At 67.4% G+C, this 25,637-nt stretch carries 23 protein-coding genes; 16 read left to right on the top strand and 7 right to left on the bottom strand.

The genetic code is table 11. From position 1 onward, the window contains the following. Window positions 1-69 precede the first annotated feature (69 nt). Complete coding sequence (gene asnB, locus ACZK3W_RS07410; protein WP_125893852.1) at window positions 70-1,761, bottom strand: asparagine synthase B; 1,692 nt, start codon at window positions 1,759-1,761, stop codon at window positions 70-72. Between the two features lie 339 nt (window positions 1,762-2,100). On the opposite strand from asnB, the gene ACZK3W_RS07405 reads away from it, so the two are divergent. Continuing rightward, window positions 2,101-2,979 (top strand): tetratricopeptide repeat protein, encoded by an 879-nt coding sequence (locus tag ACZK3W_RS07405; RefSeq protein ID WP_125893850.1) that lies wholly within the window; start codon window positions 2,101-2,103, stop codon window positions 2,977-2,979. A 66-nt stretch (window positions 2,980-3,045) separates the two neighbouring features. On the opposite strand, the gene dapE is transcribed toward ACZK3W_RS07405, so the two are convergent. The 6 genes from dapE to map are packed head-to-tail and all read right to left on the bottom strand — an operon-like array spanning window position 3,046 to window position 9,936. Continuing rightward, entirely contained in the window at window positions 3,046-4,182 is a 1,137-nt protein-coding gene (gene dapE, locus ACZK3W_RS07400) for a succinyl-diaminopimelate desuccinylase (protein WP_125893849.1), read from the bottom strand. Then, window positions 4,179-4,550 (bottom strand): arsenate reductase, encoded by a 372-nt coding sequence (locus ACZK3W_RS07395; RefSeq protein WP_180838119.1) that lies wholly within the window; start codon window positions 4,548-4,550, stop codon window positions 4,179-4,181. Before ACZK3W_RS07395 ends, dapE begins: the two co-directional genes overlap by 4 nt. A gap of 31 nt (window positions 4,551-4,581) precedes the next feature. Next, the gene (locus tag ACZK3W_RS07390) at window positions 4,582-5,448 is read right to left on the bottom strand and encodes a hypothetical protein (RefSeq protein WP_125893847.1); all 867 of its coding nucleotides are present in this window, start codon (window positions 5,446-5,448) and stop codon (window positions 4,582-4,584) included. A gap of 2 nt (window positions 5,449-5,450) precedes the next feature. After that, a complete protein-coding gene (gene dapD / locus ACZK3W_RS07385; RefSeq protein ID WP_125893845.1) occupies window positions 5,451-6,530 on the bottom strand; it encodes a 2,3,4,5-tetrahydropyridine-2,6-dicarboxylate N-succinyltransferase in 1,080 nt (359 codons plus the stop codon). Further along, window positions 6,530-9,139: a [protein-PII] uridylyltransferase gene (locus tag ACZK3W_RS07380; protein WP_478450829.1), complete on the bottom strand. Its 2,610-nt coding sequence runs from the start codon at window positions 9,137-9,139 to the stop codon at window positions 6,530-6,532. Before ACZK3W_RS07380 ends, dapD begins: the two co-directional genes overlap by 1 nt. A 20-nt stretch (window positions 9,140-9,159) precedes the next feature. Then, the gene (gene map / locus ACZK3W_RS07375) at window positions 9,160-9,936 is read right to left on the bottom strand and encodes a type I methionyl aminopeptidase (RefSeq protein WP_032127933.1); all 777 of its coding nucleotides are present in this window, start codon (window positions 9,934-9,936) and stop codon (window positions 9,160-9,162) included. 234 nt (window positions 9,937-10,170) lie between these two features. Between map and ACZK3W_RS07370 the strand changes: the two genes are divergently transcribed. The 15 genes from ACZK3W_RS07370 to rseP all read left to right on the top strand — a co-directional run bounded on the left by ACZK3W_RS07370 (window position 10,171) and on the right by rseP (window position 25,616). Further along, window positions 10,171-10,701 carry a Csu type fimbrial protein gene (locus ACZK3W_RS07370; protein ID WP_032127934.1) on the top strand — a complete coding sequence of 177 codons (531 nt, stop codon included), beginning with the start codon at window positions 10,171-10,173 and terminating at the stop codon, window positions 10,699-10,701. Further along, a complete protein-coding gene (locus tag ACZK3W_RS07365; protein ID WP_049399527.1) occupies window positions 10,701-11,450 on the top strand; it encodes a fimbrial biogenesis chaperone in 750 nt (249 codons plus the stop codon). Before ACZK3W_RS07370 ends, ACZK3W_RS07365 begins: the two co-directional genes overlap by 1 nt. A gap of 7 nt (window positions 11,451-11,457) precedes the next feature. Next, window positions 11,458-13,836 carry a fimbria/pilus outer membrane usher protein gene (locus ACZK3W_RS07360; protein ID WP_293791277.1) on the top strand — a complete coding sequence of 793 codons (2,379 nt, stop codon included), beginning with the start codon at window positions 11,458-11,460 and terminating at the stop codon, window positions 13,834-13,836. After that, complete coding sequence (locus tag ACZK3W_RS07355) at window positions 13,833-14,870, top strand: Csu type fimbrial protein (protein ID WP_293791274.1); 1,038 nt, start codon at window positions 13,833-13,835, stop codon at window positions 14,868-14,870. The genes ACZK3W_RS07360 and ACZK3W_RS07355 overlap by 4 nt, the downstream gene beginning before the upstream one ends. Before the next feature lie 289 nt (window positions 14,871-15,159). Beyond that, window positions 15,160-15,378 (top strand): hypothetical protein, encoded by a 219-nt coding sequence (locus tag ACZK3W_RS07350; protein WP_049399532.1) that lies wholly within the window; start codon window positions 15,160-15,162, stop codon window positions 15,376-15,378. Further along, window positions 15,378-16,076: a fimbrial biogenesis chaperone gene (locus ACZK3W_RS07345; RefSeq protein ID WP_125893837.1), complete on the top strand. Its 699-nt coding sequence runs from the start codon at window positions 15,378-15,380 to the stop codon at window positions 16,074-16,076. Before ACZK3W_RS07350 ends, ACZK3W_RS07345 begins: the two co-directional genes overlap by 1 nt. A 220-nt stretch (window positions 16,077-16,296) precedes the next feature. Beyond that, complete coding sequence (rpsB, locus tag ACZK3W_RS07340; RefSeq protein ID WP_005408748.1) at window positions 16,297-17,103, top strand: 30S ribosomal protein S2; 807 nt, start codon at window positions 16,297-16,299, stop codon at window positions 17,101-17,103. A 126-nt stretch (window positions 17,104-17,229) separates the two neighbouring features. Beyond that, entirely contained in the window at window positions 17,230-18,105 is an 876-nt protein-coding gene (gene tsf / locus ACZK3W_RS07335) for a translation elongation factor Ts (protein WP_032127939.1), read from the top strand. A 258-nt stretch (window positions 18,106-18,363) separates the two neighbouring features. Then, window positions 18,364-19,902 carry a GGDEF domain-containing protein gene (locus ACZK3W_RS07330; protein ID WP_049399536.1) on the top strand — a complete coding sequence of 513 codons (1,539 nt, stop codon included), beginning with the start codon at window positions 18,364-18,366 and terminating at the stop codon, window positions 19,900-19,902. 121 nt (window positions 19,903-20,023) lie between these two features. Beyond that, window positions 20,024-20,752: a UMP kinase gene (gene pyrH / locus ACZK3W_RS07325; protein WP_019659122.1), complete on the top strand. Its 729-nt coding sequence runs from the start codon at window positions 20,024-20,026 to the stop codon at window positions 20,750-20,752. Between the two features lie 96 nt (window positions 20,753-20,848). Further along, window positions 20,849-21,403: a ribosome recycling factor gene (gene frr / locus ACZK3W_RS07320; RefSeq protein ID WP_032127942.1), complete on the top strand. Its 555-nt coding sequence runs from the start codon at window positions 20,849-20,851 to the stop codon at window positions 21,401-21,403. Between the two features lie 5 nt (window positions 21,404-21,408). Beyond that, complete coding sequence (uppS, locus tag ACZK3W_RS07315; RefSeq protein ID WP_032127943.1) at window positions 21,409-22,176, top strand: polyprenyl diphosphate synthase; 768 nt, start codon at window positions 21,409-21,411, stop codon at window positions 22,174-22,176. Beyond that, window positions 22,173-23,009, top strand: a complete 837-nt coding sequence (locus ACZK3W_RS07310; protein ID WP_010486331.1) for a phosphatidate cytidylyltransferase — start codon at window positions 22,173-22,175, stop codon at window positions 23,007-23,009. Before uppS ends, ACZK3W_RS07310 begins: the two co-directional genes overlap by 4 nt. Before the next feature lie 2 nt (window positions 23,010-23,011). Further along, window positions 23,012-24,202, top strand: a complete 1,191-nt coding sequence (locus tag ACZK3W_RS07305; RefSeq protein ID WP_049399539.1) for a 1-deoxy-D-xylulose-5-phosphate reductoisomerase — start codon at window positions 23,012-23,014, stop codon at window positions 24,200-24,202. 55 nt (window positions 24,203-24,257) lie between these two features. Then, entirely contained in the window at window positions 24,258-25,616 is a 1,359-nt protein-coding gene (gene rseP / locus ACZK3W_RS07300; RefSeq protein ID WP_032127946.1) for an RIP metalloprotease RseP, read from the top strand. Window positions 25,617-25,637 lie beyond the last annotated feature (21 nt).

Raw genomic sequence — 25,637 nt, 5'->3', positions numbered from 1 at the left:
AAGGGGACGGAGGGGATTAAGTCGTTTGTGGCAAAAACGACTTAATCCCCTCCGTCCCCTTTTTGGGACTTAGGCCAGTGCCTGCTCGTGCACGCCGGCGATCGCGCGGCCCGAGGGGTCCGCCGCCGCGGCGAAGCTGGCGTCCCAGGCAATGGCGGCCGGCGACGAACAGGCGATCGACTTGCCGCCCGGCACGGTCTCGGCCGCCGCGCGGCTCGGGAAGAACTGCTCGAACAGGTGGCGGTAGTAGTACGCCTCCTTGGTCTGCGGCGGGTTGTGCGGGAAGCGCTTGTCGGCCGCCGCCAGTACACGGTCGCTCACCTGTGCTTCGGCATGCGCCTTCAGCCCGTCGATCCAGCCGTAGCCGACGCCATCGCTGAACTGTTCCTTCTGCCGCCACAGGATGCTGTCCGGCAGGTAGCCCTCGAATGCTTCGCGCAGCACCGCCTTCTCGATGCGGCGCCCACCGAAGCCGGCACCGACCATCTTGTGCGCGGCATCGAAGCGCATCGCCACATCAAGGAACTCACGATCGAGGAACGGCACGCGCGGCTCCACGCCCCAGGCCATCATCGACTTGTTGGCGCGCAGGCAGTCGTAGTTGTGCAGCGCGTCCAGCTTGCGCACCAGCTCGTCGTGGAATTCACGTGCATCCGGCGCCTTGTGGAAGTACAGGTAGCCACCAAAGATCTCATCGCTGCCCTCGCCGGACAGCACCATTTTCACGCCCATCGCCTTGATCCGCCGTGCCAGCAGGAACATCGGCGTCGAGGCGCGGATGGTGGTGACGTCGTAGGTTTCGATGTGGCGGATCACTTCCGGCAGCGCGTCGAGGCCTTCCTCGAAGGTGTATTCGAAGCCGTGATGCACGGTGCCAAGAGCCTCGGCAGCGATCGCCGCAGCAGCAAGATCCGGCGAACCCTTCAAGCCGATCGCGAACGAATGCAGGCGCGGCCACCAGGCTTCGGTCTGCCCGCCATCCTCGATGCGGCGACGCGCATAGCGCGCGGCAACGGCCGCCACCAGCGACGAGTCCAGGCCACCGGACAGCAGCACCCCATACGGCACGTCGCTCATCAGCTGGCGCTCCACCGCATGCTCGAAGGCCTGGCGCAGTTCGGCCAGGTCGGCCTGGCGGCCCTGCACGTCGGCATAGTCGCGCCACGGTTGCTGGTAGTAGCGCACCAGCTCACCGCTGGCACTGTCGAAGTAGTGACCCGGCGGGAACTGTGCGACGTCGGCACAGGTATCGACCAGCGCCTTCATTTCCGAGGCCACGCGCAGGCGCCCCTGGGTATCGTGGCCCCAGTACAGCGGCACCACACCGACCGGGTCACGCGCCACCAGCACGCGCCCGCTGTCGCGGTCCCACAGCGCGAAGGCGAAGATGCCGTTGAGCTGTTCCAGCCACTGCGCCGGCGAACTGCCCTGGCGATACAGCGCATTGATCACCTCGCAGTCCGAGCCGGTCTGGAAGTCGTAGGCGGTGGTCAGCGCCGCCTTCAATGCCTGGTGGTTGTAGATCTCGCCGTTCACCGCCAGCGCCAGCTGGCCATCGGCCGACAGCAGCGGCTGCGAACCACCGGCCGGGTCGACGATGGCCAGCCGCTCATGGACCAGCAGCGCACCTTCGTCGAGGTACACGCCGCTCCAGTCCGGGCCACGGTGGCGCTGGCGCTGCGACAGTTCCAGCGCATGGCGGCGCAGGGCGGGAAGATCGTCACCGGCCTGCAGGCCGAAGATTCCGAAGATCGAACACATGGGAGAGCTCCTGTTGGGGGATTTCACGGGTGGGAGGGTGTTCGACCGGCCATCCAGGCCCGGGTGGGGCTGCGCCCGGGCACAAAAAAACCCGCATCGGCTGATGCGGGTTTTCTGGTGTCCGGGCGTGTGTTGCCGTCTATCTACCCAGGGCGCAGTCCCGCATCGGCCGCGCACGATTATTCGCGCGCAGATTATTGCGGTTGTTGTTATTGACGGCGGTGACCAGACGGATCGACATGGCATCGACCCTACCCCGGTTTCCGGCACGGCGCAACCGTTGCGTTGGCAACCACTCCCCGGCGCGCATAATGGCCCGCCGTGAAACGTGTAATGGAAATGCAACACCGCACTGGACGCAACGCGGCGCTGGCCGCCCTGCTCTGCCTGGGCCTGGCCGCCTGCCAGACCCTGCCTCCGCCCTCCACGTTGCCGCTGGCGCAGCAACAGGCACTGGAGCAACGCGGCACCGACGGCAGCTTCGACGGAGCCTGGGACACCGCGCAGACCTTCGAACGTTTCAACGATCCGCGCGCCGTTACCTACTACGAGCGTGCTGCCGCGATCACGCCCTGGACCTTCCACAACACCAAAGCGGAAGAAGCACTGGGCCGGATCTGGATCTCCGGCAGGCTGCAGCATGCCGACAGCCCCCATATCAACCCTGCACCTGTCCTGCGCGCGTCCTGGCGACGTGGCGAACGCGCCTATCTGGCGGCTGCCAACCACGGCAATCCCTATGCGTTCTACGGGCTCGCCAAGGCCTACCGCCAGCGAGGCGACGCGCAGCAGGCGCTGCGCTGGGACCTGCGCGGAATGATCTACGAGCGCTACCCGAGTTCGTCGTCGCGACTGCCGGATGCGGTGGCCGCACAGGGTGACACCGTGCATCCGCTGGTGGCGCAGATCCAGCGTCGTGCCGAGCACGGCGACGCCGAAGCGCAGGTCGACCTGGGCGCGCTGCTGGAGAAAGGCATGGGACTGCCGCGCGATCCGGCGCGTGCGCTGCAGCTGTACCAGCGCGCCGGTGAGAAGGGCAATGTGTTCGGCCAGTACTTCGCCGGTCTGCTGCTGGGCCGCAGTGCGCCGGGTGTGGAGAAAGACACCGACGCGGCGGCGCGCTGGTTCGCCAGAGCCGAGGCGCAACACTTCTACATGGCCGCGCCAAGTTACTGGAAGAAAGCGGTCGAGCCGCCGTTCTTCATTTTTTCAGAGTAGAGAAGCGGCCCCGGCGGGGGGCGTGCCGACCAACGGTCGGCACCCACCCTCGCGGGATTCATTCCGTCATGGGGTTCCCACCAGCAGCCGTTCCACCAGGCGCTGGTACAGCCCCGGCAACGCTTCCAGATCGTCCACGCGCACGTTCTCATCCACCTGGTGGATGCTGGCGTTGACCGGCCCCACTTCGATGCACTGCGCACCCAGTGGCGCGATGAAGCGTGCATCTGACGTGCCGCCGCCGGTGCTTTCTTCCGGCGCACGGCCGATGTGCTCGGCCAGCACCGCACGCGCGGTGGCGCGCAGCGTGCCTTCCGGGGTGTAGAACGGCTCGCCGCTGCGGTGCCACTTCAGCGTGTACTGCAGGCCATGGCGGCCCAGCAATGCGGTGATCTCCGCCTCCAGCTTCGGTGCATCCCAGTGCGGGTTGTAGCGGATGTTGAAATCCACCTCCAGCTCGCCGGGAATCACGTTGTTGGCACCGGTGCCGGCATGGATGTTGGAGATCTGCAGGCTGGTCGGCGGGAAGCTCTCATAACCTTCATCCCAGCGCCTTGCGCTCAGGTCGGACAGTGCCGGTGCCGCCTGATGGATCGGATTGCGCGCCTTTTCCGGGTACGCCACATGCCCCTGCACGCCCTGCACGCGCAGCTTGGCCGACAGGCTGCCACGACGGCCTACGCGCAGCAGGTCACCCAGCGTCGAGGTAGACGATGGCTCTCCGGTAATGCACCAGTCGATGCGTTGGCCGCGCTCGGCGAACAGCCGTGCAACGTGACGCACACCATCGATGGCATCGCCTTCCTCGTCGCTGGTCAGCAGTACCGCCAGCGTGCCAGGGTGATCGGGATGCGCAGCGACAAACTGCTCGGCGGCGACCACGAACGCCGCCACGCTGCCCTTCATGTCGGCGGCGCCACGGCCGTACAGCACGCCGTCACGGATCTGCGGCGTGAACGGGTCGCTGGCCCAGGCCTCGCACGGGCCCGTCGGCACCACGTCGGTGTGGCCCAGCAGCACCAGCACCGGCGCGCCCTGGCCGTGGGTCGCCCACAGGTTGTCGACCTCGCCCAGGCGCAGGTGATCGCACTGGAACCCGGCCTGCTTCAGGCGTGCCGCCAGCAGTGTCTGGCAGCCAGCATCATCCGGCGTCACCGAGGGTCGTGCGATCAGTTCGCAGGTCAGGTCGAGGACCGCACTCATGCGTCACCCACGCCGAAGCGGGCCTTGAAACCGTTGTCGCTGAAGCCTTGGCTGACCGTGCCATCGGCCGTGACCACCAGCGGACGCTTGATCAGCTGCGGGTATTCACGCAGCAGCAGCTTCCATTCGGCCTCGGAGTCGGCGGCCTTGCGGTTGTCCGGCAACTGCCGCCAGGTGGTGGACGACTTGTTCACCATCGCGGCCAGGCCCCCCAGCTGCCCAGCCCACGCCAGCAGTGTTTCCGGGCTCGGCTTGTTCTCGCGGTAATCGACGAAGGTGTAAGGCACGCCGAAGCGGTCCAGCCACTTGGTCGCCTTCTTGCAGGTATCGCAGTTCTTCAAACCGTAGACAGTGGTGCTCATGGCCATCTGTGATGCTGGAAAACAGAGGGCCAGAATCTCACAACAGGCGCTCGGACACGACCCGGAACGGCACCCGTGGCAGCCGGAAGGCCAGCCCTTCCTGCAGCGCCAAGTCCATCGCCTGCAGCCGCGGACACTGCTGCTCACCGATCAGGCGCAGGGGCTGCAGGCTGTCGATCTCCACCGGCAGCGCGATGCGGGTGCTGGCCCAGCGGCCGTCGCAGGTACGGGCGATGGCCTCGTCCTGGCAGGTCAGGAAACGCAGCAGGGCCTGATGGCTGCCGAAGGCCGCCGCCCACCCGGCATCGTCCCAGCCCGCGGCGGCCTGCCACTGCAGGTGCAGCGCCGGGGCACTGCCCTGCCCGCCCTCGATCCGTGTGTGGCCACTCCCTTCGGCATCCAGCGCATGCGTGAAGCGCACCGACAGATGCGGCTGCATGGCATCGCTGAAAACGCGCGCGCCGGCGACGAAGGCCAGCTGGTCCATCACGTTGCGGTCGAACAGCACCACCGGCGTCCCGTCCGGATCGTCGTCACGACGCAGGTACCAGCGCCAGTTGCTCTGCCGTGGTGACGGCATCAGGGAACGCAGCGGCCCAGCCAGCGCGGGCCCGAAGTGGCCGTGACGGTAGCTGAGGATGGTGTAAGGCGTGCGTCCGGCATGGACCACGTAATGATGGCCCGGCGGTGGCATTGGTGCGTGACGCACGTCGACCCACCAGCTCACGTAGACCACATCGCGCACGTCACTGACCAGCGCCGGCATCGGCCAGCGCCGCGACAGTGCACGGCGCAGCCGGGTCCAGCGCGGGGCGTGCAGCAGGCGCGGCAGCATCCGCCCGACCAGGGTGTCGGACGGATGCCGGTAGATCGCGGACTGCGCCAGATCCTCCGGCGCAGTCACCTTCAGTCGGCCAGGCCGCGCAGCAGGTCGTTGACGCTGGTCTTGCTGCGGGTCTTGGCATCAACCTGCTTGACGATCACCGCGCAGTACAGCGAATGGGTACCGTCCTTGCTCGGCAGCGAGCCGGACACCACCACGCTGTACGGCGGGATGTAGCCGTAGGTGATTTCGCCGGTGGCACGGTTGTAGATGCGGGTGCTCTGGCTGAGGAACACGCCCATGCCGATCACGCTGTGGTGGCCGACCACCACGCCTTCCACCACTTCCGAGCGCGCACCGACGAAGCAGTGGTCCTCGATGATGGTCGGGCTGGCCTGCAGCGGTTCCAGCACGCCACCGATACCGGCGCCGCCGGACAGATGGCAGTGCTGGCCGATCTGCGCGCAGGAGCCGACGGTGGCCCAGGTATCGACCATGGTGCCTTCGCCGACGTAGGCGCCGATGTTGGTGAAGCTCGGCATCAGCACCACGTCCTTGCCGAAGTAGGTGCCGCGGCGGGCGATCGCGCCCGGCACCACGCGCACGCCGCCACGGCGGAACTTCGCCTCGTCATAGCCGGCGAAGCGCGATTCGACCTTGTCCCAGAACGGCGCCGGACGGGCGTCGACCACGGCCATGTCATTGACACGGAAGTACAACAGCACGGCCTTCTTCAGCCACTCGTTGACCTTCCAGCCACCCTGGCCGTCCGGCTCGGCAACACGGAACTCACCGCTCTCCAGGCCGTCAATCACGCGGTTGACCAGCGGCTTGGTCGAGCCTTCCAGCTCGTGCAGGGTCAAGGTAGCGCGGCGCTCGAAGGCACTCTCGATGCCGAACTTCAGCTCTTCCACGCCCGGGGCTGAAGGCTTGCGCAGCGACTTGCGGGCGATGGTTTCGGCGCGGACCGCTTCGGCACTCTTGGACGGCGCCGGCTTCTTCACAGCACGCTTCACCGCAGCCGCTTTCTTCGCCGGGGCCTTCACCGCAGCGGCCTTCTTCGGCGCTGGGGTCTTCTTCGCGGCCGGTGCGGCAGCAGCAGGTTTCCGGGCCGCTGCGCTCTTGGGGGTCGCGGCGGTCTTCTTGGCGGGCTTGGTGGCCATCAGGCGGGGTCTCCGGCGTTTCGATCAGGGTCCAGGCAGGCCAGCATCGCGTCATGCAGCTGCTGCCGGGCAGGTTCAGTCAGGGGGAGGTCGTGTTCGTCACTGATCACGAAGGTGTCTTCGGCGCGTTCGCCGAACGTGGCAATGCGCGCATCATGCACGCGCAGGCCCTGATTGCGCAGCACGAACGCCACATCGGCCAGCAGGCCGGGGCGGTCGGGGGCGACCAGGGCGAAACGGGTTGCGCCCGGCTCATCGCGGAATTCGATGCGCGGGGCGAAGCGGAAGTGCCGCAGCTGCCGTGGCACCACCCGGCGTGACGGCCGCAGGCGCGACAGGTCACCACTGAGTGCCTCGCGCAGCGCCGCTTCCAGGTTGGCACTGCTGCCATCGGCGAAGGTATCGGCCGGGTTCACTTCGAAGGTATCGAAGATGGTATCGGCCGGACCGTCCAGCACGCGTGCGCGGTGGATGCCGTAGCCCTTGCGGTCCAGCGTCATCACGATCGCGGCGAACAGCCCGTCGCGGTCCGGCGAATGCACGAAGACTTCCAGCGCGGGATCGTCGACACTGATCCGGCGTACCTTCACCAGCGCCTGGCCCTGCTTCACCGGCACCAGCGCGGCAGCCTGCCAGGCCAGCTGCTCCGGGCGCAGGCGGATGAAGCCTTCGTCGGGCATCACCGCGAACTGGCGATCGATGGTGGCATCGTCGTAACCCCGCTCGCGCACCAGCGCGCGCACGCTGTCACGCGCTTCGGCCACGCGCTCGGCCGCCGGCACCGGGTGTTCCAGCCCCTCGCGCAGCGCGCGCCGGGTGGCGAAGTACAGGTCGGCCAGCAGGCGGTCCTTCCATGCATTCCACAGCTTGGGGCTGGTGCCGGCGATGTCGGCGCAGGTCAGCAGGTACAGGTAATCCAGGCGGTCGCGGCTGCCGACCAGGGTGGCGAAGCGATGGATCACCTCCGGATCGGCGATGTCCTGCTTCTGCGCGGTCACCGACATGCGCAGGTGCTGTTCGACCAGCCACGCCACCAGTTCGGTGTCGGACGTGCTCAGCGCATGCGCCTGGCAGAACGCGCGCGCGTCCACCGCGCCCAGCTCCGAATGGTCGCCGCCACGGCCCTTGGCGATGTCATGGAACAGGCCGGCCAGCAGCAGCAGCTCGGGCTTGCGCAGGCGCGGCCACACTTCGTGCGCGATCGAGAAGCGCTCGTCGGCACGACTGCTGGCGAACAGGCCGATATTGCGCAGGACCATCAGCGTGTGCTGGTCGACGGTGTAGACATGGAACAGGTCGAACTGCATGCGCCCGCTGACCTGGGCGAACGCGGGAATCCACTGGCCAAGCACGCCCAGCCGCGCCATGCGCGAGAGCGTATCGACCGGGCGCTGGCCGCGCAGCAGCGCCAGGAACTGCTCGCGTGCATCGGCATCAGCCTGGTCGTAGGCCGGCAGCAGTGGCAGCGCTTCGGCCAGCGCACGCGCGGTCAGAGAATGCAGGCCGCGCACCTGCGGGTTGTTGGCCCAGCTGGCAAACAGCGCGAACACCTGGCCGATGTCGCCGCGCGGCCAGTCGGCTTCGTTGGCCGCCAGGTAACCACGGCGCAGGGAAAAACCCACGGTCAGCGGCTCCGGCTGCGCCTCGCCATCGAACTGTTCCTCGAAGCGCTGCAGCAGGCGGTCGCTGATCCGGCGCACGACCAGCGCGGCGCGGTAGAAGCCCTGCATCATCTTCTCGACACCGAGGTTCTCGGCATCGTCTTCAAAGCCCAGGCGTGCCGCCAGGGTCTTCTGGTAATCAAAACGCAGGCGCTCTTCCGGGCGACGCGCGACCAGATGCAGGCCAAAGCGCAGCCGCGCCAGCACCGCACGTTCGCGCTTCAGTGCTGCCGCTTCGTCTGCGCCCAGATGGCCGAGCCCGACCAGCGCCTCCAGGTCACGCACGCCGAAGGCACGCAACGCCATCCAGCCAAGCGTATTGAGATCGCGCAGGCCGCCGGGGCCATCCTTCAGGTCCGGCTCCAGGTTGTCGGCGGTATCGCCGAAGCGCTGGTGTCGGTTGCGCAGCTCTTCCAGCTTGGCCAGGAAGAAGGTGCGCGCCGGCCACAGTTCACGATCGTCGACGGCCTCGCGCAGCGCGCGGCGCGCCACATCATCGGCCAAGATCGGGCGCGCCTCGATCAGCGCGGTCAGCACGGTCTGGTCCACTGCCGCCTCGCGGCACTGCGATGCAGAACGCACCGCATGGCTGACGGCCAGCCCGCAATCCCATAGCAGCGCGAACAGGCGCGCCAGCGCCGCCTCATGGGCCAGCTGTGCCGGCGGATCGCCGAACACCAGCAGGTCGATGTCCGAACGCGGAAACAGTTCACCGCGGCCATAGCCGCCGACCGCGAACAGCGACAGCCCGCTGTCGGCCGGCAGGCAGCGCTGCCAGGCCAGGCGGATCAGATGGTCGGCAGCGCGCGCCCGCAGCGCCAGCAGGCGCTCGATGTTGTCGCCCTGGTCGAAGCGGCGGTACAGGCGCGCGTCGGCCTGCTGCAGCGCCTGGCGCGCGGCAGCAGCCCAGTCCGGGTCGTTGAGCGACGCGGCCGGCGTGTCCAGCAGCGAACTCGCCGGCAGCATCCTCAGGAGACCTGCGACTCGCCCGGCGACAGGGTCAGCACGTCCACGCCGGTCTCGGTGACCGCGATCATGTGCTCCCACTGTGCCGACAGCTTGCGGTCCTTGGTCACCACGGTCCAGCCATCCGGCAGCACCTTGTTGTAGCGGGTGCCCTCGTTGATCATCGGCTCGATGGTGAAGGTCATGCCCGGCTGCAGCACCAGGCCCTGGCCCGGGCGGCCGTAATGCACCACCTGCGGTTCATCGTGGTAGACCTTGCCGATGCCGTGGCCGCAGTACTCGCGCACCACGCTGAAACGCTCGCCTTCGGCATAGCTCTGGATGGCATGGCCGATGTCGCCCAGGGTCGCGCCCGGACGCACCGCGCGGATGCCGCGCCACATGGCTTCGTAGGTGGTTTCCACCAGGCGGCGGGCCATCACCGACGGGGTGCCGACGAAGTACATGCGGCTGGTGTCGCCGTGCCAGCCATCCTTGATGACGGTGACGTCGATGTTGATGATGTCGCCATCCTTGAGCACCTTCCCTTCGCTAGGGATGCCATGGCAGATGACGTTGTTGACCGAGGTGCACACGGTCTTCGGGAAGCCGCGGTAGCCGACGTTGGCCGGAACGGCGCCCTGCACGTTCACGATGTGGTCGTGGCAGATGCGGTCCAGTTCCTCGGTGGTGACACCGGGCTTGACGTGGGGGGTGACGATGTCGAGCACTTCGCTGGCCATGCGGCCGGCGATTCGCATCATCTCGATTTCCTGCGGGGTTTTCAGATTCACGCTCATGGCCCCCATTATCGCCGATCCGGCCACAATCTGAACGAACGCCACCCAACTGGCGGGCCATGCACGGTTCCGGCAAGGAAAGTGAAAGCGTGATCGCCGCCCCCCTTTCGCCTCCCTGTTTATCACGGAATACAGACACTTACGCCTCCTAAGCTGGGGTCACCGTCGCCGAAGCGGTGCCGAACGTGCCGCCTTCGCCTTGTTCAACGGACCTTCGGGTCAGGGAGGTTGTCCATGCGATCCGCGCTTCGTTCCCCGCTTGCCTGGGCCTTGGCCGGGGTCCTGCTGTCCGGCCCGGCCTTGGCCGCAGACACCACCACCTTCAATGTCACCCTGGTGGTGACCAAGGCCTGCACGATCACGGCTGCTGCCGCCACCAACGTTGACTTCGGCACGGCGGCCTCGACCACCGCGACCCCCACCCTGGGCCAGGGCACGGTGACCGCCCAGTGCTCGGCACTGACCCCTTACACGATTTCACTGAATGCGGGTGCCAATGCCAGCACCGCCAATGACGTCACCACTCGCCGGATGAAGAACACCAACGCCGCGGTGACCGCCAACAACTACGTCGGCTACCAGCTCTACCAGGACGCCGCGCACACCCTGGTCTGGGGTGCCACCTCCGGCACCAACACCCAGGCTGGCATCGGCACCGGCCTGGCCGTGCCCTACATCGTGTACGGCCAGATCCTGAACCTGAGCACCAACAACCCGGCGACCGGCAACTACCTGGATACGGTTACCGCCACGATCACCTATTGATGGAGCACGCCCGCATGGCCGGACCCCGCCCGTGGCGCGCCACCGGCGTGGCGCTGCTCGTCCTGAGCCTGGTATTCGCCGCCCCGGTCGAAGCCACCAGCCTGCAGGTCGCCCCGACCAGCCTGCAGCTGGAAGCGCGCCAGCGTGCCGGCGAGCTTTGGCTGACCAACAGTGGCACCTCGCCGGTGAAGCTGCAGGTTCGGGTGTTCCGCTGGGTGCAGCAGGACGGCCAGGAGCAACTGTTGCCCACCGATGAACTGGTGGTCACCCCGCCGATGCAGGAACTGGCTGCCGGGCAGCAGCAGCTGGTCCGGGTGATGCGTCCGGACAGGACGCCACCGCCGGCACAGCAGTACTACAGGCTGATTGTTGACGAGGTGCCCGACCTGGCCACCCGCGCCGACGGCATGCAGTTCGTGCTGCGCTATTCGATACCGGTGTTCGTGCAGCCCGCCGCCGGCAAGCTTGCGCCGCAGCTGCAGGCCCGCCTGGTGCAGTTGCCCGATGGCCGCAACGGCGTCGAGGTGGCCAACGCAGGCAACAGCTATGCGCAGATCGCCGATCTTGCGCTGGGCAGCCCCACGCGCCCACGCATCGTGCATCCCGGACTGCTGGGTTACGTGCTGCCCGGGCAGGTGATGCGCTGGCCGATCGAGCGCACGGCGATCGACCGCGACAACGACCAGATCACGGCCAAGCTCAATGGCGAGTCGGAACAGACGCCGCTGTCGCCCCCATCGGCTCGCTGAGGCGTTGATGGGCGCGCTGCTTGCTGCCCTGGCTCCTGCGGCGACCCAAGCCGCCGATGTGTCCGGTGCAGCGGCTACCGCCACCGCCGATGTATCAGGCATCTCCGCCGATGCGATGCTGCCACCGCCCACACCGTTGACCGCCAACCAGACGCTGTACCTGGACGTTTCGCTCAACAGCACCCCACGCGGACTGCTGCCTTTCATCGAGAACCGTGGCCGCCTGCAGGCCAGCCCCGACGTACTGCGCCAGCTCGGCTTCAACGCCCACGGCGATGCACCGGTGTACCTGGACCAGATCAGCGGCGCGGTGGTGCGCTATGACGCACGCCTGCAGACCCTGGCGCTGGACGTGCCACTGGACCAGCTGACCCTGCCAACCACCGTGCTCAGCCGCCCGCAGACACACGCGCCCGCAGGTAGTGCCTCACCCGGACTGCTGCTCAACTACGACGTGTATGGCAGCCGGGTGGATACGCTGGGCAACCTCAGCCTGAGCTCCGAACTGCGCCTGTTCGGCGTCGGCAACGGCACCTTCGAAAACACCGCGGTCAGCAGGCGCTACCAGCAGCCTGGCGACCGTCGCTGGCGAGGGGAGAGCGTGCGCCTGGATACGCGCTGGAGCCTGGATTTCCCCGACCAGGCGATGACGCTGGAGGTCGGCGATTTCTACAGCGGCTTCGTCGACTGGACCCGTCCGGTGCGCCTGGGTGGCCTGCAGATCGGTCGCAACTACGGCCTGCAGCCCTATCGCGTGCTGACCCCCACGCCCAGTTTCCTCGGCCAGGCGGTGGTGCCGTCCACGGTCGAGCTGTACGTCGATGGCCTGCGCCAGTACAGCGGCCAGGTCCCGGTCGGCCCGTTCCAGCTGGCCGCACAGCCGGGCATCAGCGGCACCGGCAGCGCACAGGTGGTGGTCACCGACGCATTCGGCCGCATGCAGACACTGGATTTCAGCTTCTATGGCACCCAGCAACTGCTGGCCAAGGGCCTGTCGGACTGGTCGGTCGGTGTTGGCCAACTGCGCGAGGACTTCGGCCAGCGCTCCTTCGCCTACGACGACCGCACCGTGGCCAGTGCCAGCTGGCGCGGCGGCATCAGCGATACCTTCACCGGTGAAGCGCATGCCGAAGGCGGTGGTGGCCTGGCCCAGGCCGGCATCGGCGGCGGGTGGCTGCTGGGTGGCGCGGGCGTGTTCAACGCCGCCTATGCGCACAGTGACTATCACGGCCTGCAGGGCGGGCAATGGGCACTGGGCTACAGCTGGAACAACCGCCGACTCAACGTCAATCTGCGCACCGTGCGCAGCCATGGTGATTACCGCGACCTGGGCGCACTGCAGGGCAACCTGCCGCCGAGCATCAGCGAACAGGCCACGGTCGGCGCCGACCTGCTGCGGCTGGGCACGCTCAGCGCCAGCTACCTGCGCCTGCGCTACCCCGATGGCGAAGACAACCGCTACGCCAGCCTGTTCTGGTCGCGGACCTGGAGCCAGCGCTGGTCAGCCTACCTCTCGGTGAACCAGAACCTGGACCAGAGTGATGACCGCAGCATCTATCTGTCGGTAACCGCCAGCCTGGGCAACAACCGCCAGGCCAGCCTGTCCAGCCAGCGCAATGGCGACAGCCAGACCTGGGTGGCCGACGTTACCCAGCCGGTGCCCGGCGATGGCAGTGCAGGCGGCATCGGTTGGCGCGCGCAGGTGCGCCACGGCGAGGACGGCAGTGGCGGCCTGGCCGAAGTCGGCATCCTCAATGACGTCGGCCGCTACTCCTTCGGCGCCTCGCGCCAGGGCGGGCTCAACTATGCCTACGGCAGCGCCAGTGGCAGCCTGGTCTGGATGGGCGGGCACGCGTTCGCCACCCGCGAGGTCTCCGATGCATTCGCGGTGATCAGCACCAATGGTGTCGGTGGCGTGCCGGTGCGGCTGGAGAACCGCCTGATCGGCGTCACCGATGATCGTGGCCTGTTGCTGGTCAGCCCGCTGCTGTCCTGGCAGCGCAACCGGGTCTCGATCGACACCCTGGACCTGCCCGAGGACATGCGTGCCGACCGCATCGAGGACTGGGTGACGCCGCGCCAGCGCGCTGGGACCCACGTGACATTCCAGTTGCGCTCGCGGCCCTCTCTGAGCCTGACGCTGCAGAGCATGGACGGGCAGCCGCTGGAAGTGGGCAGCGAAGTGCAGTTGCCCGGCGGACGCCAGGCCACGGTGGGCTATGACGGCCTGCTGTATCTGGAAGACGTCGCTGCCGGCAGCGTGCTGTACATCACCACCAGCCGCGGCCAGTGCCGGGTGAAGGTACCCGAGCAGCCCAAGGTAGTGGCGTCCGGCGCCCGGCCGAAGCCGGCACCGCTGCCGTGCATCCCGGAGGTGGCGCAATGAGAGTGCTGCTGCTCGGCATGCTGCTGTTCGCCGGCCTGCTCGTGGCACTACCGGCCCAGGCGACAGCGGTCTGCACGGCAACCGCGAACCCGACTCTGCCGTTCGGCAACATCAACAGCAACGCTCCCGGCCCTACGGCGGCGACGCTGAACATCACGGTGACCTGCACCACCGCCGCACTGAGCCTGCTGGCCACCACCGGCGTCCGCGTCTGCGTGGGTATCGGCGCAGGCAGTGGCGGCGGCAGCACCTCCACCTTCCGCACGATGTCCACTTCCAGCAGCGACACCATGAATTTCCAGCTCTACAACAACGCCAGCTACGGCCAGGTCACCGGCCTGGTGCCACGCGGTACGCCGCCGGCACAGGAACTGACCATGAGCTACAACGTGCCACTACTGACCGGCGGCAGCGGTGCGCAGTCCGTGCAGCTGTTCGCGCAGATCCCCGCCAACCAGATCCTCGCTTCGGGTGCTTACAGCAGCACCTTCAGTGGCGCCAACGTGGTGCTCACCTGGGCCTGGAACGAAGTCCTGCTCGGCAACGCCACCGTGCCGGCCGCCTGCAACGGCGGCGCAACCGGCACCAACAGCACCAGTGCGGCCTTCAGCTTCACTGCCACTGCCAACGTGCTGCCGCAATGCGGCAGCTACGTCACCACCAACATGGACTTCGGCAACGTCACCGGCAGCATTTCCGCCAACATCGACCGGACCGCCACGCTCACGCTGACCTGCCTGAAGAACACCGCCTACCAGATCAGCCTCAACAACGGCCAGAACAACCCCGCCGCCTCCACCACCCGGCGCATGGCCACCACCATTGGCAGCGGCACCTACTACCTCCCCTATGAGCTGTACCGCGACGCCGCGCGCAGCCTGCGCTGGGGCAATACCCTCAATGTCGATACCGTTGGCGGCACCGGAAATGGCAGCGCGCAGCAGCTGACCATCCATGGCCGGGTGCCGCCGGTCACCGGCCAGCCCCCGGCCGGTACCTACAACGATCTGGTGCAGGTGACGATCACTTACTGACCTGTGTGCCGACCAACGGTCGGCATCCACCGGGATGGATTGGAATGGTCGGCATCCACCGGGATGGATTGGAATGGTCGGCACCCACCGGGGTGGGTTTGGAATCGTCGGCACCCACCGGGGTGGGTTCCGGTAGATCCACGCCGTGCGTGGATGTGCGCATCCCTCCTGCGCCAGGACCAGTCGACTGGCAGTCGAGCCTACAGATTCGGCCGATCCGGCCGATACCGCGCAACGGGTCCTACAGTACGGTGGATGGCAGGTGGTTCGCGCACTTCTGATCGGGGCGATGCTGGTCGCCAGTACGCCCGCGTGGGCCGATCCCGGCAGCACCTCCCTGCAGATCCGGCTGACTGTGGTCGAGGGCTGCAGCAGTGATGCCGGCAACACCCGATGCACGGCACCGCACCGGCGCAGCGACGCGCCCGAGCTTCCGCAACAGATCCGCGACCTCGCGCCGCCGGCCGACAGCGACGACGCGGCGCCTGCCGTGACCCTCATCTACTGATGCGCATCCTGCTGAGCCTGCTGGCACTGCTGCTGGCACTGCCCGCTGCGGCGCTGGACCTGGTGCCCACCACCCTGCAGCTGCCCGCCGAAGGGGGGCACGGCGAGCTGTGGCTGTACAACCCCGGGCCCGGCCGCTGGCAGGGCGAGGTTCGGATCCTGGCCTGGGAACAGCAGGTCGATGCGGAAAAGCTGCGGCCCAGCGACCAGATCCTGGCCAGCCCCGCCCGGCTCGACCTCCCGCCCGGCACCCGTCAACGCATCTGGCTGCTGCCTCGGGAGACGTCGCCCGTTGCCGTCGAGCAGGCCTACCGGGTGATCCTGAGCCCCAGCGGACCGGGCCTGCCACGCTACTCGCTGCCCTTGTTCCGGGGGCATGCGGCGCCCCTGGCGCGGCCGGACCTGCATGCCGGAATCGAATCCGGCACGTCGCAGCCTCTTCTGCGACTGCGCAACGCAGGTTCCGTTCACGCCCGCCTGCACGATCTTGCGTTCGTCGCCGGCGATGGACGCCGCACCCTGCTGCTGCCGGGACTGGCCGGCTACCTGCTGGCGGGCCGGGAACGCCGCTGGGCCCTCCCCGTCCATGCCGACAGCTATGCCGGTGGCCATTTCCAGGCCCGGCTGCAGGACGGCCGCGTGGTCGATCTGACCGCGCCGGACCCGGCAATTGCAGCGAGCGCTCCCAGCGGGCTATAATCGACCGGATTCCTGCCGCCTGCGTGCGCGGGAGACCGTCCACACCGGACGTCACCGGTGAATCCACACCTGCTGCCCCCATCCGTGCCGGGGTGCTCCGCAAGGAGTTCGGCCACGGAGGCAACAGGGAAGCCCAACCCCGGAACCATCCGCGCTTCCACGCGTCCCGCATACCTATCCCCGCGGGCGGAATCGCCGGTTCCATATCAGGAGTATTGCAATGCCCCAGGTCACCATGCGTCAGATGCTGGAAGCCGGCGTCCACTTCGGCCACCAGACCCGCTACTGGAACCCGAAGATGGCTCCGTACATCTTCGGCGCCCGCGGCAAGATCCACATCATCAACCTGGAAAAGACCGTCCCGCTGTTCAACGATGCGATGAACTTCATCTCGTCGGTTGCCCAGAAGCGCGGCACCGTCCTGTTCCTGGGCACCAAGCGCAGCGCCCGCGAAACCATCAAGGAAGAAGCCGAGCGTTGCGGCATGCCGTTCATGAACCAGCGTTGGCTGGGCGGCACCCTGACCAACTTCCGTACCGTCAAGCAGTCTGTTGCCCGCCTGAAGGAACTGGAAGCCGGTGAAACCGACGGCACCTTCGAGAAGCTGGTCAAGCACGAAGTGCTGGGCCTGCGTCGCGAGCGCGACAAGCTGGAAGCCTCGCTGGGCGGCATCAAGGACATGAACCGTCTGCCGGACGCCATCTTCGTGATCGACATCGGCCACGAAGACATCGCGATCAAGGAAGCCAAGAAGCTGGGCATCCCGGTCATCGCCGTGGTCGACACCAACTACAACCCGGAACTGGTGGACTACGCCATCCCGGGCAACGACGACGCCATCCGCGCTGTGCAGCTGTACGCCCGCGCCGCTGCCGACGCCGTGCTGGAAGGCAAGGCTGCTGCGCCGCACGCTGCTTCGGTGCGTGAGGAAGAGTTCGCCGAAGCTGCTGCCGAAGGCGAAGAGAAGCCGGCCCGCCGCGCTCCGGCCAAGAAGGCTGCCAAGAAGGGCGACGACGCCCAGGCCTGATCCAGGCCCCGGGGTGGACGCCCGGCGTCCACCCTCCCTGCGCGCAGCCTTTGGCGCGTGACAGGACCGTGTCACACGGGCCGGCCACCATGCCGGCCCAACCCCTTTCTTTCGTGAGGTAATCCCGTGGAAATCACTGCTTCCCTGGTCAAGGAACTGCGCGAGCGCACCGGCGCCGGCATGATGGAATGCAAGAAGGCTCTCACCGAAGCCAACGGCGACATCAACGCTGCTGCTGAAGCCATGCGCAAGTCCGGCGCTGCCAAGGCCGACAAGAAGGCTGACCGCGTGGCCGCCGAAGGCCGTCTGGGCCTGGCCCAGGATGGCGGCAAGGCCGTGCTGGTCGAAGTCAACTCGGAAACCGACTTCGTCGCCAACGATGACAACTTCAAGTCCTTCGTCAATGCCGTCGCCGCTGCCGCCCTGGCATCGGGCGCCAACGACGTCGAAGCCGTGAAGGCTGCCAAGCTGGCCGATGGCCGCACCGTTGAAGAAGCCCGCGCCACCGCCGTGCAGACCCTGGGTGAAAACATCCAGATCCGTCGCATGGTGAAGGTTGATGGCAACAACACCATCGGCGCCTACGTCCACACCAACGGCAAGGTTGGCGTGCTGGTCGACCTGGTCGGCGGCGACGTCGAGCTGGCCCGTGGCCTGGCCATGCACGTGGCAGCCCTGAAGCCGCCGCACAACAAGGCTGCGGACGTCCCGGCCGAGTTCGTCGAGAAGGAAAAGGAAATCGAGCTGGCCAAGATGTCCGAAAAGGACAAGGCCAAGCCGGCCGAGATCCTGGAAAAGATCATCAGCGGCAAGATCAACAAGATCGTCAGCGACGTGACCCTGTACGGCCAGACCTACGTGCTGGGCGACACCACCGTCGAGCAGGTGGTCAAGGCCGCTGGCGCCGACGTGGCTGGCTTCAAGCTGCTGATCGTCGGCGAAGGCATCGAGAAGGTGGTGGAAGACTACGCCGCTGAAGTTGCCAAGGCGATGCAGGTCTGATTCCAGCCTTCCGGCTGTGAAGCGACCAGAAGGAGCCGCGGGAAACCGCGGCTCTTTTTTTATGTATGGGCCAAGGGATGAACTCATGCCCCATCGGCCGGTGCGCACCGTTGGTGCGCACAACCGGCACCTTTGCGTTGCGCGCGAATCAAGCCGATACTCGGCGCAGGGAATCCACAGTCACATAGCAGGAACGAAAATCGCGGACTGTGATGCATTCCTAGGTATTCTTGTCCCAATGGAATTGAACGACCCGACATGCCTCCCGAGCTGACAGCTGCCCTGGCGCTCTGCCGCAACCTGCCCTCGCCACCCGGTATTGCCCTGCGCATCATCGAGTTGGCCCAGGACCCGGAAGCGGACATCGCCACCGCCGCCGACATCATCGCCATCGACATGGCGCTGAGCGCTCGCATGCTGCGCATCGCCAATTCGCCACTGTACGCCAGCCGCCGCCGCATCGAGAACCTCGGCCAGGCGCTGACCATGCTCGGCCTGAATGCCACGATCAGCCTCGCCCTCGGCTTCACCGTGACCCAGGGCTTGACCGGTGGCGGCGGTGCCGACCACGACCTGCGCCAGCGCGCGTGGAAGCGCAGCATTCTCAGCGCCCTGGCCGCCAGCCAGCTGGGCCAGGCGCGCGGCCTGCGCCGGCTGGAGGAACTGATGCTGGCCGGGCTGCTGCAGGACCTGGGTGTGCTGTGCCTGGCCCAGGCCGAATCGGAGCGCTACCTGCCACTGCTGCGCGAAGCCCGTGACAATACCGATCTGGTCGCACGCGAGCGCGAGGAACTGGGCTGCAGCCACGCCGATGTCGGCGCCTGGGTGGCCGAGCAATGGGGCCTGCCGCGCTACCTGGTGGAAAGCATCAGCCACAGCGAGGACGACGACGCTGCCGATTCGCCGTTCCAGGCCTGCGTGCAGCTGTCCGGCGCTGTCGCTGACATCTGGCTGGACGAAGACGCCGATGCCGCCCGCGAACGCGCTCTGCACCAGGTGCATGACCGGCTGGAGCTCGACAGCGCCCGTTTCGATCAGGTACTGACCCGCATCAGCGATGCCCTTCCAGATATCGCCAGCCTGTTCGAGGCCGGCCTGAACTCGCCCTCGCGGGTCCGGGAGCTGATCGACCACGCGCAGGAGCTGGCCACCCTGCGCAACCTGCGCGAGCTGCAGGATGCCGATCAGGCACGCCGCCGCGCCGACGAATTCGAGGCGCGGGCCAAGCGCCTGGCCGACCAGGCCCACCGCGACGCCCTGACCGGCGTGCTCAACCGCCGCCAGCTGGAGGCGGTGCTGGAACAGGAGTTCCTGCGCGCCGGGCGCCAGGGCTGGCCGCTGTCGGTGGCCTTCATCGACCTGGACGACTTCAAGAAAATCAATGATGCCCACGGCCACCTGACCGGCGACGAGGTGCTGCGCGCCTTTGCCGGCAAGCTGCAGGGCCAGCTGCGCAACAGCGACACCGTGGCCCGCTTCGGTGGCGAGGAATTCGTCGCGCTGCTGCCCAACACCAGTGAATCGGTGGCGCTGGACGTGATCCGGCGTGTGCTGGCCAACATCGTCGCCACGCCGATGGCCGAGCTGGAAGGAGGCCCGCTGTTCGTCACCTTCTCCGCCGGCGTGGCCACCCAGGGCGGCTACGAACGCTTTGCCGACGTGCAGGACCTGCTGCGCGCAGCCGACGATGTGCTGTACCGCTCGAAGAACCTGGGCCGCAACCGGGTGATCGCCCGCTCCCCCGGCGCCCTCGGCCACGACGAGCTTTCAGCCACCGCCGGCGCCGAGCTGGGCTGAACGGGACGCCCCGCGTGAGCGGGGCGGACGGCAGGATTTCGCGCCGCAGTGCACAAAACACTTTGGCCCAACGCCGCATGCGCGTAGAATCGCCCGCGATTTCCACGCACCCGAGGTCCCCATGTCCAAGCTCGCCTATCGTCGCATCCTTCTGAAACTGTCCGGGGAGGCGCTGATGGGAGATGAGGACTACGGCATCGACCCGAAGGTCATCAATCGCCTGGCCCGTGAGGTCATCGAAGCCCAGCAGGCCGGTGCCGAAGTGGCGCTGGTGATCGGCGGCGGCAACATCTTCCGCGGCGCCGGCCTGGCCGCTGGCGGCATGGACCGGGTCACCGGCGACCAGATGGGCATGCTGGCCACGGTCATCAACGCCCTGGCCATGCAGGACGCCCTGGAAAAGCTGGGCGCCAAGGCCCGCGTGATGAGCGCGATCAAGATCAACGACGTGTGCGAGGACTACATCCGCCGCCGCGCCATCCGCCACCTGGAAAAGGGCCGCCTGGTGATTTTCGCCGCCGGCGTCGGCAGCCCGTTCTTCACCACCGACTCCGGCGCCGCGCTGCGTGCGATCGAGATCGGTGCCGACCTGCTGCTGAAGGCCACCAAGGTCGATGGCGTGTACGACAAGGACCCGAACAAGCACAGCGACGCGGTCCGTTTCGACAGCCTGAGCTACGACGAAGTGATCCGCCGCGGCCTGGAAGTGATGGATACCGCGGCCTTCGCACTGGCCCGCGACAGCGACCTGCCGATGCGCGTGTTCGACATGGGCCAGCCGGGCGAGCTGCTGAAGATCCTCAGCGGCGCGAACATCGGCACCCTGGTCCAGGGCCGCGACCCGGCCTGAGCCTGAGCGCCAGGCGAGCTCCGGGCCGATTCTGGCCCGGCAGCGTCCCGTATTCGCCTATAATCGCCCGATTCCAGTTACACCCAGGACCGGGCGATGCTCAACGACATCAAGAACAACGCGCAGACGCGCATGGCCAAGAGCATCGACGCTCTGAAGCACACCCTCACCTCGATCCGCACCGGCCGCGCCACCCCGGCCCTGCTGGACCGCGTCACGGTCAGCGCCTATGGCAACGCCAGCACCCCGCTGAACCAGGTCGCATCGATCTCCAACGCCGACGCCCACTCGCTGCTGGTCACGCCGTTCGACAAGAGCATGATCAAGGAGATCGAAAAGGGTCTCTACAACGCCGAGTTCACCCCGAACACCCTGGGCACCGCGATCCGCATCAACATGCCGCCGCCGACCGAAGAGCGCCGCAAGGAGCTGGCCAAGCAGGTGCAGAAGGAAGGCGAAGGCGCCAAGATCGCGATCCGCAACATCCGTCAGGACGCAAACAAGGAAATCGCCAAGCTGGTCAAGGACAAGGCGATCAGCGAAGACGAGAAGAAGCGCGGTGAGGACGACATCCAGAAGTTGACCGACACCAACATCAAGGACGTCGACAAGGTCGTTGCCGACAAGGAAAAAGAACTCCTGTCGGTCTGAAGTCGATGCCTTCAGTCCCGCCTCCGTTGCCGGCCGCCCTGCCCCGCCACATTGCCATCATCATGGATGGCAATGGGCGCTGGGCACAGCAGCGCCGTCGTCCGCGCGTGATCGGCCACCGGGCCGGCGCGCGTGCGGTCAACCGCACCATCGAGCGCTGCCTTGAGCTGGGCATTCCGGCGCTGACCCTGTTCGCGTTTTCCAGCGAGAACTGGGGCCGGCCGCAGGAAGAAGTCGATGCGTTGATGAAGCTGTTCCTCGGCGCGCTCGACCGCGAAGTGGACGAGCTGCATCGGCGTGGCGTGCGCGTGCGCTTCATCGGCGAGCGCGAACGCTTCGGTGCCGGGCTGGTCAGCCGCATGCAGCTGGCCGAGCAGCGCACCGCAGACAACACCACCCTGACCCTGTCGATCGCCGCCAGCTACGGTGGCCGCCAGGACATCGCCCGTGCCGCGCGCGCGCTGGCCGCTGAAGTCGCCGCCGGCCGCCTGCTGCCCGAACAGATCGACGAATCGCTGCTGGGCAGCCAGGTCGCCCTGGCCGACCTGCCGCCACCGGACCTGTTCATCCGCACCGGTGGCGACACCCGCATCAGCAACTTCCTGCTGTGGCAGCTGGCGTACACCGAGCTGTGGTTCACCGAGGCGCTGTGGCCAGACTTCGATCCCGCCCTGCTGCAGCAGGCGCTGGACGCCTACGGCAGCCGTGAGCGTCGTTTCGGCCTGACCAGCGCCCAGATCGCCGCACTGGCCACCGAGACTTCCAGCCCATGACCAAGACCCGAGTCCTTGCCGCGCTGATCATGGCGCCGGTCGCCATTGCCGCGATCCTGCTGCTGCCGACCCAATGGCTGGCAGCGGCGGCCGCTGCGGTGCTGCTGATCGGCCTGTGGGAGTGGCTGAAGCTGGCCGGCATCGAAGACACCCTGGCGCGCACCGTGCTGCTGGTACTGAACCTGCTGCTGATGGTGCTGCTGGTGTGGGCCGATGGCAGCACGCTGGTGCTGTTCCAGATCACCACATTGGCCGGTGTTGCCTGGTGGCTGGCGGCGCTGGTCTGGCTGCGCTTCTTCAATTTCGGCGCGCAGCCGTCGGCACCCTCGCGCATCGTGAAGATGCTGGCCGGTACGCTGGCCATCGTTCCGGCCTGGGCCGCGCTGGTGCTGATCCATGCCGGCGGCGATCCGCCGGGCAAGCAGGGCCACCTGTGGCTGCTGGCTGCGCTGGCACTGGTCTGGGCGGCCGATTCGGGCGCCTATTTCGCCGGCCGTCACTTCGGCAAGCACAAACTGGCCCCGCGCATCAGCCCCAACAAGACCTGGGAAGGCCTGTTCGGCGGCCTGCTGGCCGGTGTCGCCGTGGCCGTCGGCCTGGGCTGGCTGGCCGGCATCGATACCGCACACCTGCCGGGCCTGCTGATCACTTCGGTGGTGGCGGTGTTCGCCTCGGTGCTGGGTGATCTGTTCGAAAGCCTGATCAAGCGCCACGCGGGCGCCAAGGACTCGGGCCACCTGATTCCGGGCCATGGTGGCGTACTCGACCGTGTCGACGGCGTCCTGGCTGCAGTGCCGGTGTTCGCACTCGGCAAGGAAATCTTCGGGTTCTGACCATGAATGCTGTCGCAGACCTGCGCCGGGTCGCCGTATTCGGCGCCACCGGCTCGATCGGTGCCTCCACGCTGGACGTGATCGCCCGCCACCCGCAGCGCTACCAGGCCACCGTGCTGGCCGCCGGTCGTCAGGTGCAGGCGTTGCTGGCACTGTGCCGCCAGCACCGGCCCGCGCACGCGGTGATCGCCGACGAATCGCTGTTCGCTGAGCTGCGCGATGGCCTGCGCGATGCCGGACTGGCCACCGAGGCGCATGCCGGCCATGCCGCGCTGGACCAGCTGGCCGCCAGCGATGCCTGCGACACCGTGGTCGCCGCCATCGTCGGTGCGGCCGGGCTGTCTTCCACCCTGGCCGCCGCCGCCGCGGGCAAGCGCATCCTGCTGGCCAACAAGGAATCGCTGGTGCTGGCCGGTGAGCTGCTGACCCGCACCGCAGAACGCGCCGGCGCCGAGATCATCCCGATCGACAGCGAACACAGCGCGATCTTCCAGTGCCTGCGCTCGCGCGATGCCAGCGTCGATGGCGCCGGCGTGCGCCGCATCCTGCTGACCGCCTCCGGCGGCCCGTTCCGTGGCCGCAGCCGCGCCGAGCTGGCCCAGGTCACCCCGGCCCAGGCCGTTGCCCACCCGAAGTGGTCGATGGGGCCGAAGATCTCGGTCGATTCGGCGACGTTGATGAACAAGGGCCTGGAAGTGATCGAGGCCCACCACCTGTTCGGCATCCCCGGTGAGCGCATCGAAGTGCTGGTGCACCCGCAGAGCCTGGTCCACTCGCTGGTCGAGTTCGTGGACGGCTCGACTCTGGCGCAGATGGGCCTGCCGGACATGCGCACCACACTGGCCGTTGGCCTGGGCTGGCCACAACGCATTGAATCGGGCGTATCCGGGCTGGATCTGCTGGCCCAGGGCCGGCTCGATTTCGAGGCCCCGGACACCGACGCCTTCCCCTGCCTGGCCCTGGCCTGGCAGGCGATGCAGGCCGGCGGCACCGCCCCGGCGGTGCTGAACGCTGCCAATGAAGAGGCGGTTTCAGCGTTTCTTCAGGGCCGGATCGGTTTCCTGACCATCCCGGAGCTGGTTGCTAACGCTCTTTCAACACTGCCGACCCAGCCAGCCGATACACTGGAGGTCCTGTTGTCCGCCGACCAGCGGGCACGCCAGCTGACCCTGAACGCCATCGACGCCGCCTGAACGACCGCCTCGCCCAGCATGACGACGCCGCCCCTGCCCGCCACTGTGAGCCTGCATGACTGACTTCATCGGATCGGTCTGGTGGATGATTGTCAGCCTCGGGCTGCTGGTCACGTTCCACGAGTTCGGGCATTACTGGGTCGGGCGCCTGTGCGGGGTAAAGATCCTGCGCTTCTCGGTCGGCTTCGGCCGGCCGCTGTGGTCGCGCCGGGACAGGCACGGCACCGAGTTCGCCATCGCCGCCATCCCGCTGGGCGGTTATGTGAAGTTCCTGGACGAGCGCGAGGTCGAAGTGCACCCGCACGAGCGCGGTCAGGCCTTCAACCACAAGACCGTCTGGCAGCGCATCGCCATCGTCGCCGCCGGACCGATCGCCAACCTGCTGCTGTGCATCCTGCTGCTGTGGGCGATGTTCGTGATCGGCAAGCAGGATTATTCGCCGACCATCGGCCGTGTCAGCGGCATCGCCGCCAGCGCCGGCCTGACCAGCGGCGACCGCGTGCTGCGCGTGGACGAGCGCCCGGTGGTCACCCTCGGCGAGGCCAGCATGGCGCTGACCGCCGCCGCGATGGACCGCCGCGACGTGAAGCTGGAAGTGCTGGACCCGGCCGACCAGGTGCGCGTGCGCAGCCTGCCGCTGTCGCAGCTGCCCCCCGGCTTCGATGAACGGCGCGTGCCGATCCTGGCTGGCCTGTACTGGCAGTCGTGGCTGCAACCGGCGCTGGTCGAGTCGCTCACCGCGGACTCCGTGGTGGCCGGGCAGCTGCAGCCGGGCGATCTGATCGTAGCGATCGACGGCCAGCGCATCGACGGCGCCGACCAGGTCATCGGCGAGATCCAGACGCTGGGCCGCGCCGGCGGCCCGGGCATGATCGAGGTCCTGCGGGGCGGCGAGCGCCTGGCGCTGGAAGTCACCCCGCGCCAGGGCAAGGATTCAAAGGGCGAGCCGATCTGGCAGATCGGCGTGCAGTTCCCGACCTCGTTCAGCCCTCCCTACGACACCCTGCTGCGCTATGGCCCGCTCGACGCGGTCACCGTGGCCGTGCGCGAAACCGGCCGCCTGGCGGCCGATTCGCTGGGCATGATGGGCCGCATCGTCACCGGCAAAGCCTCGCTGCAGAACGTTTCCGGGCCCGTCACCATCGCCCGGGTAGCCAACATCTCGGCCAAACGCGGCCTGGACTGGTTCCTGCAGTTCCTTGCCCTGCTGTCACTCAGCCTGTGCATCATCAACCTGTTGCCGATCCCGATCTTGGACGGCGGCCACCTGCTGTATTACCTTATCGAGTTGGTCAAGGGCAGCCCGCTGAGCGAGCGTGCCATCGCCGCCGGCCAGTACATCGGCCTGGCGTTGCTGGCCGGGCTGATGGGGTTGGCGTTCTACAACGACATCCTCGGCCTGGTCCCGCGATGAACTTTTCCACGTTGTTGCCGT

It is taken from the genome of Stenotrophomonas sp. 80084_Sma, from assembly GCF_056481995.1.
This window is presented reverse-complemented; position numbering and strand designations above follow the sequence as displayed.

Excerpts from the sequence above, each read along its gene's own strand:
- dapD (WP_125893845.1), bottom strand. The coding sequence starts at position 6,530 with ATGGCCACCAAGCCCGCCAAGAAGACCGCCGCGACCCCCAAGAGCGCA.
- ACZK3W_RS07330 (WP_049399536.1), top strand. The coding sequence starts at position 18,364 with ATGCCTCCCGAGCTGACAGCTGCCCTGGCGCTCTGCCGCAACCTGCCC.
- ACZK3W_RS07345 (WP_125893837.1), top strand. The coding sequence starts at position 15,378 with ATGCGCATCCTGCTGAGCCTGCTGGCACTGCTGCTGGCACTGCCCGCT.
- rseP (WP_032127946.1), top strand. The coding sequence starts at position 24,258 with ATGACTGACTTCATCGGATCGGTCTGGTGGATGATTGTCAGCCTCGGG.
- ACZK3W_RS07395 (WP_180838119.1), bottom strand. The coding sequence starts at position 4,550 with ATGGCCATGAGCACCACTGTCTACGGTTTGAAGAACTGCGATACCTGC.
- ACZK3W_RS07350 (WP_049399532.1), top strand. The coding sequence starts at position 15,160 with ATGCTGGTCGCCAGTACGCCCGCGTGGGCCGATCCCGGCAGCACCTCC.
- asnB (WP_125893852.1), bottom strand. The coding sequence starts at position 1,761 with ATGTGTTCGATCTTCGGAATCTTCGGCCTGCAGGCCGGTGACGATCTT.
- dapE (WP_125893849.1), bottom strand. The coding sequence starts at position 4,182 with ATGAGTGCGGTCCTCGACCTGACCTGCGAACTGATCGCACGACCCTCG.
- ACZK3W_RS07305 (WP_049399539.1), top strand. The coding sequence starts at position 23,012 with ATGAATGCTGTCGCAGACCTGCGCCGGGTCGCCGTATTCGGCGCCACC.
- map (WP_032127933.1), bottom strand. The coding sequence starts at position 9,936 with ATGAGCGTGAATCTGAAAACCCCGCAGGAAATCGAGATGATGCGAATC.
- frr (WP_032127942.1), top strand. The coding sequence starts at position 20,849 with ATGCTCAACGACATCAAGAACAACGCGCAGACGCGCATGGCCAAGAGC.
- uppS (WP_032127943.1), top strand. The coding sequence starts at position 21,409 with ATGCCTTCAGTCCCGCCTCCGTTGCCGGCCGCCCTGCCCCGCCACATT.
- ACZK3W_RS07355 (WP_293791274.1), top strand. The coding sequence starts at position 13,833 with ATGAGAGTGCTGCTGCTCGGCATGCTGCTGTTCGCCGGCCTGCTCGTG.
- rpsB (WP_005408748.1), top strand. The coding sequence starts at position 16,297 with ATGCCCCAGGTCACCATGCGTCAGATGCTGGAAGCCGGCGTCCACTTC.
- ACZK3W_RS07370 (WP_032127934.1), top strand. The coding sequence starts at position 10,171 with ATGCGATCCGCGCTTCGTTCCCCGCTTGCCTGGGCCTTGGCCGGGGTC.
- ACZK3W_RS07360 (WP_293791277.1), top strand. The coding sequence starts at position 11,458 with ATGGGCGCGCTGCTTGCTGCCCTGGCTCCTGCGGCGACCCAAGCCGCC.
- ACZK3W_RS07310 (WP_010486331.1), top strand. The coding sequence starts at position 22,173 with ATGACCAAGACCCGAGTCCTTGCCGCGCTGATCATGGCGCCGGTCGCC.
- ACZK3W_RS07365 (WP_049399527.1), top strand. The coding sequence starts at position 10,701 with ATGGAGCACGCCCGCATGGCCGGACCCCGCCCGTGGCGCGCCACCGGC.
- ACZK3W_RS07405 (WP_125893850.1), top strand. The coding sequence starts at position 2,101 with ATGCAACACCGCACTGGACGCAACGCGGCGCTGGCCGCCCTGCTCTGC.
- pyrH (WP_019659122.1), top strand. The coding sequence starts at position 20,024 with ATGTCCAAGCTCGCCTATCGTCGCATCCTTCTGAAACTGTCCGGGGAG.